The sequence below is a fragment of the Shinella sp. SUS2 genome (genome assembly GCF_001262505.1).
In the GTDB taxonomy this organism is placed as follows: Bacteria; Pseudomonadota; Alphaproteobacteria; order Rhizobiales; family Rhizobiaceae; genus Shinella.
In genome coordinates this window covers 264760-282528 of record NZ_KQ410732.1, presented here as the reverse complement: position 1 = coordinate 282528, position 17769 = coordinate 264760, and the positions used below count along the sequence as shown (strand labels likewise).

Below are 17769 nucleotides of genomic sequence, written 5' to 3'. Positions count from 1 at the left end.
GTCAGGAAGCCTTCCGCTTGTGCAGGAAATGGTCGATCGAGACGGCCGATAGCAGGATGCAACCCTTGATCATGTCCTGCCAGTAGACCGAGACGTTGAGCAGGATCAGCGACGAGGTGACGACCGAGAGCAGCGCGATGCCGAGGATGGCGCCAAGAATGGTGCCCGAGCCGCCGCTGAGCGAAGCCCCGCCGATGACGGCCGCAGCGATGATGTTGAGCTCCATGCCGGCACCGAAGGTGGGCGTCGCTGCACCGAAGCGGGACATGTAGATGACGCCTGCGACACCGGCGAGGGTGGAGCACAGAACCGTTACCCAGAACTTCACCTGGTTGGTCTTGATGCCGGAATAGAGCGCAGCCTTCTCGTTGCTGCCGGTGTAGAAGACCTTGCGGAACGCGGTCGCCCGGCGCAGCAGGAAATCGAACAGGATGACGACCGCGACGAAGATCAGGATGACATACGGCACACCGTAGAAGGTGCCCTGGCCCACCGCCTTGAAGCCGGCCGGCAGCGTGAAGAGCGACAGCGGCGTACCCTTGGTGATGATGAGGCAGAGACCGCGCACGATCACCATCGCGGCCAGAGACGTGATGAAGTGGTTGAGGCCGACGACCGTCACGAAGAAGCCCATGGCGCCGCCGATGGCGCTCGAGGCGAGAATGCCGATCAGCGAGGCCGTCCACGGATCGAGCCCGGCCAGGAACAGCGAGCCGGACAGCACCATCGCGAAGCAGACGACGGAGCCGACCGCAAGGTCGATGCCGCCGACGATCAGAAGGATCGTCATGCCGACGACGACGATGCCTTCCACCGAAAAGCTCATCAGCATGGCGCGGAAATTACCGAGCGTCAGGAAGTGCGGCGAGGCGAAGCTCATGATCACGCAGAGCACGAGGATGATCGCGATCAGCCCGGCCTCACGCATGGTACCGATGCGCCTGAAGGACGATGTCTTCGGCGTGCTTGCCGCCATCGTGTCGATTGCCATTCCCGTCTCTCCCAGTTTCTTCTCACGCGGCATGGTTCGCCGCCCTTGCCGTACCCATGCCCGAAGCGAGCCGGATCACGGCTTCCTCCGTCATCTCCTCCGCGCCGAGTTCACCCGCGATGCGTCCCTCCCGGACAACGAGCACGCGGTCGCAGAGCCCGAGCAGCTCCGGCATTTCCGAGGATATGACGACGATGCCGATGCCCGAGCGTGCAAGCTCGCGCAGCAGGCGGTGAATTTCCGTCTTCGCCCCGACATCGATACCGCGCGTCGGTTCGTCCATCAGAACGACCTTCGGCTTGACGGCGAGCTGCTTGGCGATGGCCACCTTCTGCTGGTTGCCGCCGGAAAGCGATTTTACCGGCGCGTCGATGCCGCCCATGCGCACGGCGAGCCGCTTTGCAAAATCCTCCGCCAGTGCTGCCTCGGCGCGGCCGTCGAGCAGGCCGAGCGGGCTCGTCAGCGACTTGAGGTCGAGCACGGAGATGTTCTGCGCGATGGAGAGATCGAGGAAGACGCCGGATCCCTTGCGGTCCTCAGAAAGGTAGACGATGCCGGCCCTCACTGCATCCGCATAGGAGCGGATCGCCTGTGTCTCGCCGTGCAGGCGCACCCTACCCGCCGTGTGCGGCCGCAGCCCGCAGATGCCCTCTGCGATCTCCGTCCGGCCGGAGCCGATCAGGCCGCCGATGCCGAGGATCTCGCCCTTGCGCAGAGTGAAGCCGACGTCGTGGAAACGGTCGCCGTCACCGAGGCGGTCGACCTCGAGGATCGTCGTGCCGGGCGCTTCTCCCGCGCCAAGCTTGTCCGGATAGAGCTGCGTGATCTCGCGTCCGACCATGCGGCGTACCACGTCATCAGGCGTGATATCGGTGATACGGTCGGTGCAGACATAGCGGCCATCGCGAAAAACGGTCACACGGTCGCAGAGCGAAAAGATCTCGGCCATACGGTGGCTGATATAGATGATCGAGATGCCGTTCGCCTTGAGGTCGCGGATGATGGAAAAGAGCTGCTGCGCCTCGGTTTCGGTGAGGGCAGCGGTGGGTTCGTCGAGGATCAGCACACGGCAGTCGAGCGTCAGCGCCTTGGCGATCTCGACGAGCTGCTGGCTGGAAATCGGCAGGTCCGCCACCTTGCGGCGGACATCGATGGCGGCAAGGCGGTTCATCACGGCCTGCGCATCACGCTCCAGAGCGCGGTAGTTCATGAAAGGCGAGCGGCGCCGGTTGGTGGCGGCCATGAACATGTTTTCGGCAACCGTCGCATCCGGGCAGAGCGCGATTTCCTGATGCACGAGGCCGATGCCGAGTGCCTGTGCGGCGGCAGGCGAAGCGATGCGCACGGCCTTGCCATCGACGCGGATATCCCCCTCTGTCGGCTGCAGGACGCCGGCGATGATGTTCATCAGCGTCGACTTGCCGGCGCCGTTCTCGCCGCAGAGCGCATGCACTTCGCCGCGCTCCAGGGTGAAGTCGACCTCGGTCAACGCCTTCACCGCCCCGAAATGCTTGGTCACGCCATGAATGGTGAGCACCGGCTCCGCCATCGTCTTCCTCCTTCTTCCCGGAACCATCCGCGCCACACGGCGCGGATGGCGTTCACCTGGGAAGCTTACTCCTCGATGCCCTTGGTGCCGCGACGCTTCAGGTACTTGTCCCAGTAGAAGTCATCGGCATTTTCCGCCGTCACGATGGACAGGCCGTTGTCGACAACCGGGATGCTCATCGGGTTGAAGCCGGAGCGCTTGGCGTCGTTCATCGGGTCGATCAGTTCCGGATGCTTGGCAAGCCAGAGCAGCATGAAGCCCATATAGCCCTGCATGCCCTGGTTCGGGTTGATCGAGCCGAAGACTTCGCCGGCCTTGATCATGTCAAGGATGTTGGCGTTGACGTCCGCGCACATGACGAGGACCTTGCCGCCGGCTTCCTTGTTGGCCTGCGCCGCGCCGATGGCGGAGTTGGCTTCCGGCATGAAGACCGCGCCGAGGTTCGGGTTGGCCTGGATGAGGCTCGACAGGCCCTGATAGGCCTTGGTCGGGTCCTGGTTGGACGCAGCGCGGCCGACCAGCTTCATGTCTGGCCACTTCTCCTCCATGCGGGCGATGAAGGCGGAAATGCGCTTGTCGTGGTTGTCCTGACCCGGATTTTCAAGGACCGCATATTCGCCCTTGCCGCCCATCTTCTCGGCGATCGCATCGGCGGCATAGGTGCCTTCGCGGGTATTGTCCGAGGTGATGAAGGAGACGCGCTTGGAAAGCGGCGAGTCGGCAGCGAAGGTCACCACCGCCGTGCCCTGGTCGATGGCGCGGTTGATCGGCTCGATGAACGGGTCGGAGTTCATCGGGTGGACGAGAATGCCGGCCGGGTTCTGTGCCAGTGCCTGGTCGAAGGTGGCGATCTGCTTGTTGACGTCATATTCCGGCGTGCCGGTGTATTCCGTCTCACAGCCGAGCTGCTGGCCGGCCTGCTTGAACATTTCATAGACCGGGAACCAGTATTCGACGCCCGAGACCATGACATTCATGACGTATTTCTCGCCCGGCTTGCAGCGGAACGGGTTCTCCGTTTCGGCCGCCGCGGAACCGGCAAAGAGCGTCGTCGCAAGGACCGCCATCGCGGTCGTCGTCAGAAAAGTGCGCAAGTATCCTCCTCGGGGCGAAAGCCCCTCCCAAAAAGCCCGTGGGCGTCGTTCCGACGCCGGTGATCTCCGTGAAGACCGGAATTCCTCCTCGAAGTCCGGTATGGGCAACTAATCGCAAAGCAGAGGGGGTGTCAATATAATTCAGACATTGAAATATATTTCATACTCAAATGGTGAAATCAAGCCCGGAGACTGAAATATCTTTCACCCTTTGGAGACGGCCGCCACGGAAGCGGCGAAGACCGGATCGGCCATCAGCGCGCGGCAACGGGCAAAACGCCCGTCTGCATAAGCGCGGAAGTCGGCGGCCGGATTGCCGTTCGCCAGCTGGATGAGCCCCCACAGGGTCCAGAGCAGGTCGCACATCGCCTTGTAGATGACGATCCGGCCGCGCTCGGCCGGTTTCGGCTCACCGCCGAAATAGGCGCGAATCATGGCCTCTTCCTGCGCGCGGTCGAACTCAGCCTCCACCGAGAGGTCGCCGAGATCCCACATCGGGTCGTTCATGCCGGAATATTCCCAGTCGACGATCCACATGCGGTCTCCCGTGTCGAGGAAGTTCTCGCAGAGCGGATCGCAATGGCAGGCGACGACGGGCAGCGGATGGGCGGCAAGCGCGGCGCGCACCACTTCCGCCTCGCGCAATCCCTCGTGATAGCCTTCCGGCAAGGCGACATCTTTGGTGGAGAGCACCGAAAGGTAATCGTCGATCATCGCGAAGAGCTCGAAGCGCGCGGGAAAGACCGCGCCGCTGTCGTGCAGGCGGCGGAAGGCCTCGCCTGCACGCGCCGGGGCGCCGGCGACGGCCTTGAAGCCCTCCGGCGTCATCGTCGTCGCGCCGGGAATGAAGCGCGTGACCATCAGCCCGCTCGCCGGATCCGCGTGAAAGACCTCCGGCCCCACGCCGACACGCGCGGCTTCCCTTGCCGCAGCGGCCTCGTTGCCGCGATCGATATATTCCTCCGTGCCCCTGCCGGGCACGCGCAGGCACCAGTCACGGACGCGGAAGACGAGGTTGGTGAGGCCACCGAGCCGTTCCACGGGACCGTCGTAGCCTGCCAGAAGGGGGATTTTTGCGATTGCATCCAGGGCCTGCCGCTCGTCGCTCATCAACACCTCCTTTTGGCCGCCCGGGACGGTTTCACAGATTTCGGCCTTTCGCTATCATCATCAGAACACGGGAGAAAAGGCTATGGCAAACGGGCATCACGAGGGCGCACTCGGCGCGGTCTACAATGCAAGCGGCACGGAGGAAGTCGCAGCCCTCTACGACGGCTGGGCAGAGACCTACGACGCCGACATGGCGAGCGCCGGCTATCGTCATCCGTCGATCTGCCTTGCGCTGCTTGCGCGCCACCTGCCGCGTGGCGCCGCGCCCCTGCTCGATGCCGGTGCCGGCACCGGGCTCATCGGCGAGTGGCTGGCGATCCTCGGCTATGCCCATGTCGAGGGCCTCGACATTTCCGAAGGCATGCTCGCCCGGGCGGCAGCAAAGAGCGTCTATGCCGCTCTGCATCGCGCCGCCCTCGGCAATCCTCTGCCCTTCCCGGACGGTCACTTCGCCGGCATCGTCTCGGCCGGCGTCTTCACGTCAGGCCATGTCGGGGTCGAGGGCCTACCGGAGCTTATCCGCATCACACGGCCAGGCGGCATCCTCGTTCTGACGGTCAAGAACACGCTCTGGAACGACGGCTTTTCCGACCGTCTGGCTACCCTGGAGCGCGGGGGCATCCTCGAGCGGGCCGAGGAAACGGCGCCCTATGTCTCGATGCCCGGCGAGACGGGCACCGTGCCGAGCCGCGGCGTCGTGCTGAAGGTGCTGCGCCACGGCTGAGGCAGCGCCGGTCAGGCCGGCTGCACCTCGACGGTCACATGCGACAGCGCACCGAGATGGGCAAGCCGCGCCTTGTAGTCGGACGGCGCCTTCGGCTGCGGCGAGGACAGCGAAACGATGGCGGCGTGGTGGCCCGGGCCAACCTGCCAGACATGCAGGTCGGTGATGCGCTCGTCGCCGCGCTCCAGCGCCGTGCGGATGCCGTCCGCCAGCGCACCGCCCTCCGGCACCGCATCGATCAGCACGCCGCCAGTCTCGCGGATGAGGCTCCATGACCAGCGCACAATCACCAGCGCCCCGACCACGCCCATCAGCGGATCTGCCCAGAGCCAGCCGTAGCTCCGGCCGACCAGCAGCGCCACGATGGCAAGGATCGAGGTCAGTGCGTCCGCCAGGACATGCAGATAGGCGGCGCGCAGGTTGTTGTCGCGCGCGGAATGCGGGTGATCATGCGCATGGTGATCATGATCATCATGGTCGTGGTGATGATGGTGCCCGCCATGACCATGGCCATGACCGTGATGGCCATGGTGGTGATGCGCGTGATCGTCCCGCAGCAGCCAGGCGCTGACAAGGTTCACGGCAAGGCCGGCAACGGCGACGGCGATCGCCTGGCCGAAATGGATCTCGACCGGGTTGGCAAGGCGCTGGAAACTTTCCCAGCCAATGAGCAGGGCAATGAAAGCGAGGATGATGGCGCTGGCAAAGCCAGCGAGATCGCCAAGTTTTCCCGTGCCGAAGGTGAAGCGCGGGTCGCGCGCATGCCGGCGCGCATAGGAATAGGCAAGCGCCGCGATCAACATGGCGCCGGCATGGGTGGACATGTGCCAGCCATCTGCCACCAGCGCCATCGAGCCGTAGATCGCACCCGCGACGATTTCCGCCACCATCATGCCGGCCGTCAGCGCGATGACGAGCCAGACCCTGCGCTCGTTGCGGCTATGGTCTGTGCCGAGAAAGACGTGCTCGTGTGTGGACCTTGCCGTCATGTCGTTTGCCATGGGATTTCCTTTCGTTGTAGCCGGCGAGACTGGATCCCTTCGACAGGTCCCGCTGCGCGGTACATCCCGCCGTAGCGGGAACTGCGCTATTTCATGTAGGTCCGGATGACCCCGATCAGTTCCTCGCCGCCCTGAAGACAGTCCGCCTTCGTTTCGGCCTCCATCACATGGTGACGCAGGTGATCCTCCATCACCTCGGCCGTGAGGCCGCCGAGCGCGCCGCGCACCGAGGCGAGCTGGCGCATGATCTCCGCACATCCCGCCTCGCCTTCCAGCGCCCGTTCGATGCCCTCGATCTGGCCACGAATGCGACGCACGCGGGCGATCAGCTTGTCCTTCTGCTGGATGGTGTGGCCCATGCAGGTCGTCCTTCGAATCTATACTATAGGGGGGTATACTATATGAATCATTCTCCGGGAAGGCCCGAGGGCCCTCCCTTCCTCAGGATCAGGCTTTCACACGCGCACCGGCCGGGTCGTAGAGCGGTTCGAGATGAATCTTTGCCGGCGTGCGCTCCATGGCGACGACGAGTTCATAATCGCCGCCTGTCAGGAAATCGTCGTCCACGCCCTCGGCGCGGCGCACATAGCCGTAGCCAACATTCTTGCCGAGCGTGTAGCCATAGCCGCCGCTGGTGAGGTAGCCGACGGGCTCGCCGTTGCGCAGGATCGTCTCACGGCCGACGAGCACGATATCGGGATTGTCGACCGTGAAGCCGGCCAGCGCCTTCCTGCGCTTTTCCCCTTGCAAGGCCTCCAGCGCCCGGCGGCCGAGGAAATCGGTATTCTTGCGCAGCTTCACCGCCCAGCCGAGACCGGCATCGAGGGGGGTGTCGTTCGGCGTGATGTCGGATCCCCAGGCACGATAACCCTTTTCGAGGCGCAGCGATTCCAGGGCGCGGTAGCCGACAGGGCGGATGCCGAACGGGGCACCGGCCGTCATCAGCGCGTCGAAGACCGTGCCGATGGCATCGATCGGCACATGCAGCTCCCAACCGAGCTCACCGACATAGGTGACGCGCAGCGCCCGCACGACATGGCCGGCGAGCACGATTTCCCGCACATGGCCGAAGGGGAAGCCCACATTGGAGACATCGGCATCGGCCAGCGCGGCCAGCACGTCGCGCGCCTTCGGCCCCATCAGCGAGAGCGTGCCGAAATCCTCCGTCACATCGCAAAGCGTCACGTCGAGACCATCGGGAAGGTGATCCGTGATCCAGCCGAGATCATGGGTGCGGAAGCCCGTGCCCGTCACGATGTAGAACTTTTCCTCGGCGAGCCGCGCCACCGTCAGGTCCGCCTCGATACCGCCGCGGGTGTTGAGAAGCTGCGTATAGGTCAGCCGCCCCACCGGCTTGCCGACATCGTTGGCGCAGATCCAGTCGAGCGCCTTCAGCGCGTCCGGCCCCGTCATCTCGTATTTGGCGAAGGAGGATTGGTCGAAGATGCCGACGGCCTCACGCACATGGCGGTGCTCGTCGCCGACCGTCGAGAACCAGTTCTGCCGGCCCATCGAATAGACGTCCCGCGCCTCCGTGCCCTTCGGCGCAAACCAGTTCGGCCGCTCCCAGCCGAGCTTGGAACCGAACACCGCGCCATGCGCCTTCAGCCGTTCGTAGAGCGGCGAGACGACGCGCGGGCGCCCGCTTTCATATTCCTCGTGCGGGAAGCCGATCGTATAGTGCTTGCCATAGGCCTCCAGCGTGCGGTCGAGCACCCATTGACGGTCGCGGTGCATGCCGGCGAAGCGGCGGATATCGACCACCCAGAGATCGAGCGGCGCCTCGCCATCAACGACCCATTGCGCCAGCACCCAGCCGGCCCCGCCGCCCGACGCGATCCCGAAAGCGTTGAAGCCCGCACCGACGAACATGTTGCTGCATTCCGGCGCCACACCAAGAATGAAGTTCCCGTCGGGCGTAAAACTCTCCGGTCCGTTGATCATCTGCTTGACGCCGACCTTTTCCAGCGCCGGCACGCGGGCGATCGCCTCCACCATATGCTGCTCGAAATGGTCGAAATCGTCATCGAACAGCCGATAGGCCCACTCATCCGGCACATCGCCGGTCGTCCAGGGCTGCGGGTTCGGCTCATAGCCACCCATGACGAGCCCGCCGACCTCTTCCTTGAAGTAGGTGCGGCGATCCGGATCGCGGATCGTCGGCGCATCGGTTGCAAGCCCCGGCACGGTTTCCGTGATGATATACTGGTGCTTGACCGGCTGCAGCGGCACGTTGATGCCGGCCATCGCGCCCACCTGCCGCGCCCACTGGCCGGCGCAATTGACCACCTTCTCGCAGGCGATGTCCCCGAGCGTCGTGCGCACGCGCCGGATACAGCCGCCCTCGATGTCGAAACCCGTCACGCGCACGTTCTCGACGATCTTCGCGCCGTGCATGCGCGCGCCCCTTGCGAGCGACTGGGTGATGTCCGAGGGGCTCGCCTGCCCGTCCGTCGGCAGCCAGCTTGCGCCGACGAGGTCGCCGACCTCCATCAGCGGCCACATGGCCTTGACCTCCTGCGGCGTCAGGAGATGCATGTCCATGCCGAAGCTCCTGGCGGTGGTGGCGAGGCGGCGGAACTCCGTCCAGCGGTCCTGGTTGGTGGCGAGCCGCAGGCATCCCGTCATCTTCCAGCCGGTCGCAAGGCCTGTCTCGGCTTCGAGGCCCTTGTAGAGATCGACGGAGTATTTCAGCACCCGGGTGATCGACGCCGAGGAACGGAGCTGACCGACGAGACCGGCCGCATGCCAGGTCGAGCCCGAGGTCAGCGTGCCCTGCTCCAGGAGGATCACGTTCGCCTTGTGGTCGCGGGCGAGATGATAGGCTGTCGAGCAGCCGATGATGCCGCCGCCGATGACAACGATCTCAGCATGGGATGGCAGGGTCATTTGGTGTGTTTCCCGTATTTCGTTCTGTAGTGGTCAAGCGCCCTGTCGAGGCGATCGAGATTTTCGGCCGTGTAGCCGACATAGTCGGCCCCCGGGGCTTGGAGATGGAGCTCCGACACCATGCTCCACATCGCCTCGCGCAGCAGCGAGGCGCATTGCATGGCCGCGTGCGAGCGAAGGATCGCCGGGTCGGGGGCACCGGCGAAATAGGCATCGAGAAAATCCTCCGCCTCGTCGGGCGAAAGCCCGGCATTGGAGGTGGCGCCTGCAAGATCGAACATGGCGGTGGAAAAGCCGGCATATTCGAAATCGATCAGCCAGAGCCGATCGCCATCGTCGAGGATATTGGCCGGCAACAGGTCGTTGTGCGCGAAGACGATCGGCAGCGGCGCCTGGGCGGCCTCCAGTTCAGCGGCAAGCGCGAGGTAGCCCGGAAGATGCGGCTTCATGCGGCTGCCACCCTCCCGCAGCGTGCGGGCATAGTCGCGCACCACGTGGAACGGCCAGAAGAGGAAGGCGGCGCCGCTGACCTCCTGCGGCATCTCGCCATGGAACCGGCGCAGCAGGTCGGCCACCCGCCGCCGCCCGGCGGCAACATCTTCCGCGCTGAACGTCTTCGCACCGAGAAAGGCAGAGACCATCACACCGGGCTCGGCATAACGCACTTCGGGACCGAATCCAGCCGCATGCGCCGCGCGGGCCGTCATCAGCTCCCGCTCGCGGAAGACGTGATGGAAGGGATAGTCCCGGCCAAAGCGCACGACATGGCGCCCTACCGCATCGCTGACGAGATAGCTCTCGTTGCTGATGCCGCCCTTCAGCGGCGCGATCTCGATGCGGCCCTCCCAGCAGGGCAGAGCGCGGATGCGATCCTCGACGGCCCGGCTGGGTTCGACATGACCGTCCATCAGCTCACCCTTTCACGAATGCGGTTCGCGCCGGCTGAGATCAGCCGGTCCGCGATGATGGCGATGAAGGCGACGGACAGACCGGCGACGAGGCCGCGCCCCGTATCGGCCTTGGTGAGCGCGATATAAACCTCCTGCCCAAGATCACGCGTGCCCACCAGCGCCGTGATGACCAGCATGGAAAGGGCAAACATGATCGTCTGGTTGAGGCCGAGCAGGATTTCCGGCAGCGCCAGCTTCAGCTTGATCTTGACGAGAATCTGCCCGGGCGTGCAGCCCATGGCTCGGCCCGCCTCCACCACACGCGGATCGACGCGGTGAAGGCCCAGCACCGTGTAGCGGATCGCCGGCACGACGGAATAGGCGACGACGGCGATCATCGCGGTAAAATCCCCGACGCGGAAGAGCATGACGACAGGCATGAGATAGACGAAGGAAGGCAGCGTCTGCAGCGTGTCGATAAGGAGTTGCAGCCAGCGCCACAGCCGGTCGCGCTCCGCCGCCAGAATGCCCAGTGGCACGCCGATAAGGCAGGCAAAGACGACGGAGACGCCGCAGAGATAGACGGTGATCATCGCCTTCTCCCATTGCCCGGTTGCGGCGATCAGGAAAGAAAGCACACCGACCAGCGTGGCGAGACGCTGGCCGCCCAGCCGGTAGCCAGCCAACGCGAGCAGCGCGACGACACCCGCCCAGGGCAGGTCGCCAAGCAGTCGCTTCAGCGGAACGAGGAGGTTCAGCAGAATGGCGTTGCGGATCGCCTCCAGCGCATCGAAGAAATTGACGTTGATCCAGCGCACCACTTCGGACCAGAAAGTGCCGGTGGAGACCTGCCAGCTTTCCGGAAAGCTCTGCAGCGCGGGCACGGCAAGCCCGGCGAGGAAGGCCACGACGACGATGGCGAGCGCGGCGACGAGATAGGCATGACGGGAAACGAGGCCGCCATCCGTCGGGAGACCGGCTGCAGGCCGCCCAGCTTTCTCCGCATAGGCCTGGCTCAGCCGGTCGAGCGCCACGGCGAGCGCGACGATTGCAAGCCCGGCTTCGAGGCCCGCGCCGATATCGAGGCGGCGGAGCGCGGCGAGCACGTCGAAGCCGAGGCCGCCGGCACCGATCATCGAGGCGATGATAACCATGTTGAGCGAGAGCATGATGACCTGATTGACCCCCACCATCAGGCTGTCCTTGGCCGAGGGCACCATGATCTTCCAGGTCATCTGCCGCCGGCTGCAACCGACCATGTTGCCGAGGTCGCGGATTTCCGATGGTACGGAGCGCATGGCGAGGATCGTGACGCGTGCCATCGGCGGCAGGGCATAGATCAGCGTCGCGACGATGGCTGCGGTCGGACCGAAGCCGAAGAAGACGAGCACGGGCACGAGATAGGCGAAAACGGGGATCGTCTGCATGAGGTCGAGGATGGGAACCAGTACCCGCTCGAAGACCGGCCAGCGCCAGGCGGCAAGGCCGAGCAGCAGGCCGGCCACCACGCCGATCGGCACCGCGACGACGATGGAGGCAAGCGTCACCATGGCGCTCGTCCATTGGCCGAAGAGGACGAGGAAGCCGAAGCAGGCCGTGACGAGCGCGGCGAGCCGCACGCCGCCGGCATGATGGCCGATCAGCGCAACGATAGCGAGAACCGCCAGCCAGGAGAGTGGCGGCAGGTGCTGCACGGCACTCGAGCCCTGCCCCGACAGGAGCCCGCTCGAGAGCAGGCCGAGCGCCACCCGATAGGGCAGGTCGATGATCTCGGCGAGGAACCGGGTGAAGTCCGTGAAGGTGAAGAGGCCGAAGCTCGCCTCGTCCACCAGCCATTTCGTCGCCTTGCCGATCCAGCGCGCCGCCGGGATCTCGAAAGCGCGCGGGTAGGAGAAGGCCCATTTCGCAACGCCCTCGCCGAACTGCCAGAAGAGGACGAAGAGGGCGAGCGCCGCAGGCCACAGCCAGCGCGTCCGCACAGCACCACGCGCGGTCGGATTTTCCGGGATCGGTTCGGCGACTGGCTGGAGAACGGGGAAGGACGCGCCCATGTCGTCAGCCCCGCATCATCACGTCGACGACCGCCGCGCGGTCGAGGAGGCCGACGGGTATTCCCGCCCCGTCGAGTGCGGCGAGTGTCTCCGCACCGTGCGAAAAAAGCGGCGCGGCTTCGGCCACCGGCGCATTGGCGCGGATCGAGGCCTGCGGCAGCGTACCGTTGAGCGGCCGCATGAGGGTGGCCACCTTGACGACCTTGGCCCTGGCGACGCTGCGCGTAAACTCCGCCACATAGGGGGTCGCCGGGTTCAACACGAGATCCTCCGGCGTGCCCGCCTGCACGATCTCGCCATCCTTCATGATGGCGATGCGGTCGGCAAGGCGGATCGCTTCGTCGAAATCATGTGTGATGAAGACGATGGTCTTCCTCAGCACCGATTGCAGGCGCAGGAACTCGTCCTGCATCTCCCGTCGGATCAGCGGGTCGAGCGCGGAAAAGGGCTCGTCGAGGAACCAGAGCTCCGGCTCGACGGCAAGCGAGCGGGCAATGCCGACGCGCTGCTGCTGGCCGCCGGACAGCTCGCGCGGGAAGGCATTCTCGCGGCCGGCAAGACCGACGAGATCGATCATGCGCCGCGCCCGCTCCTCTCGCGCCGCTCGCTCGACACCCTGGATCTCCAGCGGAAAGGCGACATTCGCCAGCACCGTGAGATGCGGCAGCAGGGCGAAATGCTGGAAGACCATGCCCATCTGGTGGCGGCGGATCTCGATCATCCGCGCCTCGCTCGCCGCCAGGAGATTCTCGCCGTTGAAGAGGATGTCGCCGGAGGTCGGCTCGATGAGACGGGAGAGGCAGCGCACCAGCGTCGACTTGCCCGAACCGGACAGGCCCATAATGACGAAGATCTCGCCCTCGCGCACCTCGATGTTGACATCGCGCACCGCACCGACAGCGCCGGCCGCGCGCAACTCCGCACTCGTCAGCCGGGCAGACGAGGAGCCGACGAGGGATTTGCCGCCTGCTCCAAAAATCTTCCAGACGCCGCGGCAGACAAGTTTCGGTTCGCTAGAGGCCATTTTCATTCCGGTCGCGTCATCGAAACGCGGTCCTTGCGGGACCGCACGAAAGGTGCCCGGCCTCCCCTGCTGGCGGAGGGCCGGGCCTTGCGCGCTACTTCTTGATCCAGCCGGACCAGCGCGCTTCGTTCGCCGCCATCCATTCGGCGACCACCTCGGAGACCTTCTTGCCGTCGAGGTCCACCTTGGTGATCATCGCCCCCATTTCGTCGTTGTTGATGTTAAACGCCTTGATGGCGGCATAAGCGCCCGGCCACTTGTCCTTGACGCCGGACCAGCCGACCTTCCAGATCGGGCCGAAGGGCTTGCCGCAATCATAGGCGGCATCGGGGTTCACGCCGGTCGCCGGATCCTCGTAGCATTCCTTCGAATAGGGCGGGAACTCGACCCACTCGCCCTTGTACTTGGCCGGCGCCCAGTGCGGCGCGTATATCCACAGGAGGATGGGCGCCTGGCGCTGGTAGGCGCTTTCCAGTTCGGCAAAGAGCGCGGCGTCCGTGCCGGCATGGATCACCTCAAAGGGCAGGTCCAGCGCCTCGACGCGCTCGTCATCGAAGCCGCCCCACGTGACGGGGCCGCCGAGATAACGCCCCTTTGGCGCGGTTTCCGGAATGGAGAAGGCTTCCGCGCATGCCTCGCTCTTCAGCGCCTCCCAGTTCGGCAGGCCGGGGCATTTCTCCTTCATATAGGCCGGATACCACCACTCTTCCTTGGCCTGCATGCCGGTCTCGCCGAAATTCTCGACCTTGCCGGTGGCCGTCGCGGCGTCCATCGCGTCGCGGCCGGTCGTTTCCCACATTTCCATGGCGACGTGCAGGTCGCCGGTTTCCAGCCCCGCAAACTGCGCGAGATAGTCGGCCTGGACATATTCGACGGAATAGCCGGCCTTCTTCAGCACCTCACCCATGATCTCGGTGGTGATGAGCTGGCCCGTCCAGTCGTGCAGAGTCAGCTTGATGGGGTCAGTGGATTCCTGCGCCGCTGCGGGCGCAATCGTGAAGGCCGCGGACAGGCAGAGCGTCGCGGCAAACAGTCCTGACAGGCGAATAGGTTGAAACATGCGTGATCTCCCGGTCGCACTTTGAAGTCGATGCTGTATGATGCGCCGGATGCCGTTCCCCGTACTTTTGTATCTGTCGGCCTGCGCACGGTAGCGATCTCACGCTGGATAAAAGCGGCTGTCAATCCTGCAATGTGGCTTTTTCTGCCTTTATGACCGAATTTGCGGCTTTCTTGCCAGATGATCCGTCTAGGATTATGAAGCAGGAGAACGCATGCGGACATGACGACGATGAACCACTCCAAACGCCACAACGACATTCTGAGGCTGCTCCAGCAGGACGGCACGGTGACGATCGCCGACCTTGCCAAGAAACTCGACGTTTCGCTGGAAACCGTGCGACGGGACATCAAGCCGCTGACGACGAACGGCACCGTGCTGAAGATGCACGGCGCCGTAGCGCTGCCCTCCGTGGTCGGCGAAGCGCCCTTTGAAAAGCGCATGCGCGAAAACAGCGAGGCGAAGAAGGCGATCGCCGTCGCCATGGCCGCGACGATTCGCGACGGTGATTCGATCATGCTCGATACGGGCACGACGACGAGCTACCTCGCCCGTGAATTGCTGGGGCACCGACGGCTGACGGTCGTGACCAACTCCTCCGACATCGCCCGCACCCTTTCAACGGTCAACGACAACAGGGTCTACATGGCGGGCGGCGAATTGCGCAGCGACAACGGCGCCGCCTTCGGCGTCTCGGCGATCGAGTTCATCAGCCATTTCACCGTGGGCCACGCGGTCATTTCCACGGGCGCGATTGATGCCGGCATCGGGGTGATGGACTACGACCTCGAGGAGGCGGAGTTCGCCCGGGCCGTGGTCTCGCGCGGCAAGCGAGCCGTCGTCGTCACGGATCATACGAAGTTCGGCCGGCAGGGGCTGGTGCGGGTCTGCGAATTCAGCATGCTGACCGATCTTTTCACCGACAAGACGCCGCCCCGCGATGTCTCCGCCTCGCTGAAGGCGGCTGGCGTCAACGTCACGCTGGCACGCTGACGAAAAAGCGGCCCGGCGGATATCCCGCCGAACCGCTTTGCATCCCCCTCGGAAACCCGGGCGATCACTTCATCATCGAGCACTGGCGCCCGAAAAGAGCGCAGGGATCCTTGTAGACTTCCCCGCACTCAAAAGCCTTGTGGCTAGTAGGCATTTTCGTAGGCGGCGCAGATTTCCGCCTGCGTCTTGCCGGCAAGGTAGGCGATCTCGCCTTCCTTGTGCTTGACGTAGACATCGGCAAAGCCTTCCGGGAACCAGCCGCACACCGTTGCATTGCCACGGAACCGCTGGAGCGCGGCCTCCAGCGTCTGCGGCAGACGAACGTAGCCGCGTGCAGCCAGCGCCTCGACGGTCAAAAGAGATAAATCCTCCTGCGTCGCCTCCGGCACGGCAAGCCCCTCTTCGATACCCTGCACGCCGGCATGCACGATGGCGGCAAGCGTCAGATGCGGATTGGCCGTGCCGTCGGCAGCACGGAACTCGAAATTGAACTGGGCAGCGCGGGCGATGTCGCTGATGTCGGAAACCGGGCAGATGCGCACCGACGCCTCACGATCGCGGAAACCGAGATTGTTGAAGGCCGCGCTCCAGCGATGCGGCGTGAGACGCAGATAGGAGACGACGCTCGGCGCGGTAATGGCGATGATCGAATCGAGGTATTTCAGGATACCGGCAACGAACTTTCCGGCGACGTCGGAGAGCTCGTGCTTGCCGTTCGGATCATGCGTGACGGGATTGCCGGCTGCGTCCAGCATGCTCATATGCACATGCACGCCATTGCCGACGCCCGCGGGGTCGCGGATCGGCGTGAAGGTGGGATCGTAGCCAAGCTCGCGGGCGACAAGACCGACGAGCTCGCGGGTGATCAGCGAATGGTCCGCGACGGTGACGCCCTTCTGCGGGCCCATCGTCACCTCGAACTGGCCGGCGCCGAACTCCTTCAGGATGGTGTCGGGCGTGACGCCCGCTTCCCGCATCGCCGCGATGATCGCCTCGCAGAAATGCCGCTCCTCCTGGAAACCGCCGAGCGTAAAAGCCTTGCCGATATCGGAGACGAGGTGCTTGATCTGGAATTCGTGCTCGAAGGCGCCGTAGAGCGTGACGCCCGCCACCCTTTGCAGGCGATCTAGCGCCGCCTCGAGGATTGAGCGCGTGCAGAATTCCCAAGGCCGACCGTCGGTATAGCGGATGTTGCCGAGAACGAAATTCTCGTTCGGTGCCCCCTCCTCGCTCTCGATGCTGACGCTCGTCGCCGGATCGGGAATGAGCACGAGATCGCCGAGCGAGCCGAACGGGCTTTCGGCGATGTTGTCGAAGCAGGTGATCTGCACATTGGTCGGCGTCCATCCGACGCCGCGCCTCAGGCGCTTTTCCATCTGCACCAGCGGAAAAGCCTTGCCGCGCACTTTGCCCGAAAGGTCGCCGCAGCAGGCGACCATCATTTCTTCACGTTTCATCAGCGTCCCCGTTGATCTGATCATAGCCCGGCATCGAAAAGCGGATGCCGTCCCAATCCTTGATGCGTTTCTGCGTCGCCCCCCAATCGGCCTCGGAGACGCGCACGATCAGCGCCTCGACGAGTGCCATGGCGGCCGCCACCGTATCCCAGGCCGTGCCGGCATCGATCGGCAGCGCGACGATATGGTCGGCGCTGCGCGCCGCCGGCGACATCCACTTGTCGGTGACGACGACGATCGTCGCGCCGCGCTTTTCGGCGATGGTCTCGGCAAGGCGCGCCAGGCTGAGCTGGTAACGCCGGAAATCGAACAGCAGAACGACGTCCTTCCGGCGCATGCGCAGGACGTGCTCCGGCCATATTTCCGGGTTGCCGGCCATATGGTAGATGCCGCTGCGGATCTGGCGCAGGTGGATCGACAGGAACGCGGCGACATTGTCGCTGACGCGCCCCCCGAGCAGGAAGATGTTGCGCGCAGGATCGGCGAGCAGCTCGGCAAGGATGTCGAACTGCGCCTGCGACACCGTTGCGGTCATCTCCTGCATCACGGCCGAGACGCGCGCGACGTATTCCGACAGGAATTCCGAATGGCCCACCGGCTTCTGGCTCGATTTCAGGTCGAGCGGCGAGCGCTGCCCTTCCTTCAGCTCGGCAATCAGCTGGCGCTGCAGGTCCTGGAAGCCCCCACAGCCGATCTTGCTGACGAAACGGGTGATCGAGGGGGCGCTGACGCCGGTCTTGGCCGCCAGTTCCTGGATGCTTTCGAGGCCCGTGAAGGGGTAATCCGCAAGAATGGCATTGGCGATCTTGCGCTCGCTGGCGGTCAGCTGCGCTGCGGCATCGCGAATCCTCGTGCGGATCGTCGTCGACGATTTCCCATCGCTCATTGGCGTTCGTTCCCTTGGTTGGTCCGGATATTTGCGCCATGAAAAAAATT

The 17769-nt window shown here is 64.5% G+C and carries 15 protein-coding genes; 2 read left to right on the top strand and 13 right to left on the bottom strand.

Translation table 11 applies throughout. From position 1 onward, the window contains the following. Nucleotide 1 precedes the first annotated feature (1 nt). The 4 genes from AKG11_RS17495 to AKG11_RS17480 form a co-directional block, all read right to left on the bottom strand. Nucleotides 2-991 (bottom strand): ABC transporter permease, encoded by a 990-nt coding sequence (locus AKG11_RS17495; protein WP_023515424.1) that lies wholly within the window; start codon nt 989-991, stop codon nt 2-4. Nucleotides 992-1013: 22 nt separating this feature from the next. Further along, nucleotides 1014-2540, bottom strand: coding sequence for a sugar ABC transporter ATP-binding protein (locus AKG11_RS17490; protein WP_050744797.1), 1527 nt, complete (start codon nt 2538-2540; stop codon nt 1014-1016). 65 nt (nt 2541-2605) lie between these two features. Continuing rightward, entirely contained in the window at nt 2606-3634 is a 1029-nt protein-coding gene (locus AKG11_RS17485; protein ID WP_023515422.1) for a substrate-binding domain-containing protein, read from the bottom strand. A gap of 204 nt (nt 3635-3838) precedes the next feature. Beyond that, on the bottom strand, nt 3839-4744 hold the full coding sequence (locus AKG11_RS17480; RefSeq protein WP_371260108.1) for a phosphotransferase: 906 nt from the start codon (nt 4742-4744) through the stop codon (nt 3839-3841). An 82-nt stretch (nt 4745-4826) separates the two neighbouring features. On the opposite strand from AKG11_RS17480, the gene AKG11_RS17475 reads away from it, so the two are divergent. After that, nucleotides 4827-5468, top strand: coding sequence for a class I SAM-dependent DNA methyltransferase (locus AKG11_RS17475; RefSeq protein ID WP_050744795.1), 642 nt, complete (start codon nt 4827-4829; stop codon nt 5466-5468). Nucleotides 5469-5479: 11 nt separating this feature from the next. On the opposite strand, the gene dmeF is transcribed toward AKG11_RS17475, so the two are convergent. The 7 genes from dmeF to AKG11_RS17440 form a co-directional block, all read right to left on the bottom strand. Then, nucleotides 5480-6469: a CDF family Co(II)/Ni(II) efflux transporter DmeF gene (dmeF, locus tag AKG11_RS17470; RefSeq protein WP_050744794.1), complete on the bottom strand. Its 990-nt coding sequence runs from the start codon at nt 6467-6469 to the stop codon at nt 5480-5482. 86 nt (nt 6470-6555) lie between these two features. After that, on the bottom strand, nt 6556-6828 hold the full coding sequence (locus tag AKG11_RS17465; RefSeq protein WP_023516304.1) for a metal/formaldehyde-sensitive transcriptional repressor: 273 nt from the start codon (nt 6826-6828) through the stop codon (nt 6556-6558). Nucleotides 6829-6916: 88 nt separating this feature from the next. Next, entirely contained in the window at nt 6917-9358 is a 2442-nt protein-coding gene (locus AKG11_RS17460; protein ID WP_050744793.1) for a GcvT family protein, read from the bottom strand. Continuing rightward, nucleotides 9355-10266: a phosphotransferase gene (locus AKG11_RS17455; RefSeq protein ID WP_050744792.1), complete on the bottom strand. Its 912-nt coding sequence runs from the start codon at nt 10264-10266 to the stop codon at nt 9355-9357. Before AKG11_RS17455 ends, AKG11_RS17460 begins: the two co-directional genes overlap by 4 nt. After that, nucleotides 10266-12299 (bottom strand): ABC transporter permease, encoded by a 2034-nt coding sequence (locus AKG11_RS17450; RefSeq protein ID WP_050744791.1) that lies wholly within the window; start codon nt 12297-12299, stop codon nt 10266-10268. Before AKG11_RS17450 ends, AKG11_RS17455 begins: the two co-directional genes overlap by 1 nt. A 4-nt stretch (nt 12300-12303) precedes the next feature. Beyond that, nucleotides 12304-13323, bottom strand: coding sequence for a quaternary amine ABC transporter ATP-binding protein (locus tag AKG11_RS17445; protein ID WP_050744790.1), 1020 nt, complete (start codon nt 13321-13323; stop codon nt 12304-12306). A gap of 94 nt (nt 13324-13417) precedes the next feature. Next, complete coding sequence (locus AKG11_RS17440) at nt 13418-14383, bottom strand: ABC transporter substrate-binding protein (RefSeq protein WP_023516957.1); 966 nt, start codon at nt 14381-14383, stop codon at nt 13418-13420. Between the two features lie 231 nt (nt 14384-14614). Here AKG11_RS17440 and AKG11_RS17435 point away from each other — a divergent pair, with 231 nt between their 5' ends. Further along, entirely contained in the window at nt 14615-15376 is a 762-nt protein-coding gene (locus AKG11_RS17435; RefSeq protein WP_023514862.1) for a DeoR/GlpR family DNA-binding transcription regulator, read from the top strand. A 143-nt stretch (nt 15377-15519) separates the two neighbouring features. On the opposite strand, the gene AKG11_RS17430 is transcribed toward AKG11_RS17435, so the two are convergent. After that, a complete protein-coding gene (locus AKG11_RS17430; protein ID WP_023514863.1) occupies nt 15520-16833 on the bottom strand; it encodes a type I glutamate--ammonia ligase in 1314 nt (437 codons plus the stop codon). Continuing rightward, nucleotides 16823-17719 (bottom strand): MurR/RpiR family transcriptional regulator, encoded by an 897-nt coding sequence (locus AKG11_RS17425; protein WP_023514864.1) that lies wholly within the window; start codon nt 17717-17719, stop codon nt 16823-16825. Before AKG11_RS17425 ends, AKG11_RS17430 begins: the two co-directional genes overlap by 11 nt. Nucleotides 17720-17769 lie beyond the last annotated feature (50 nt).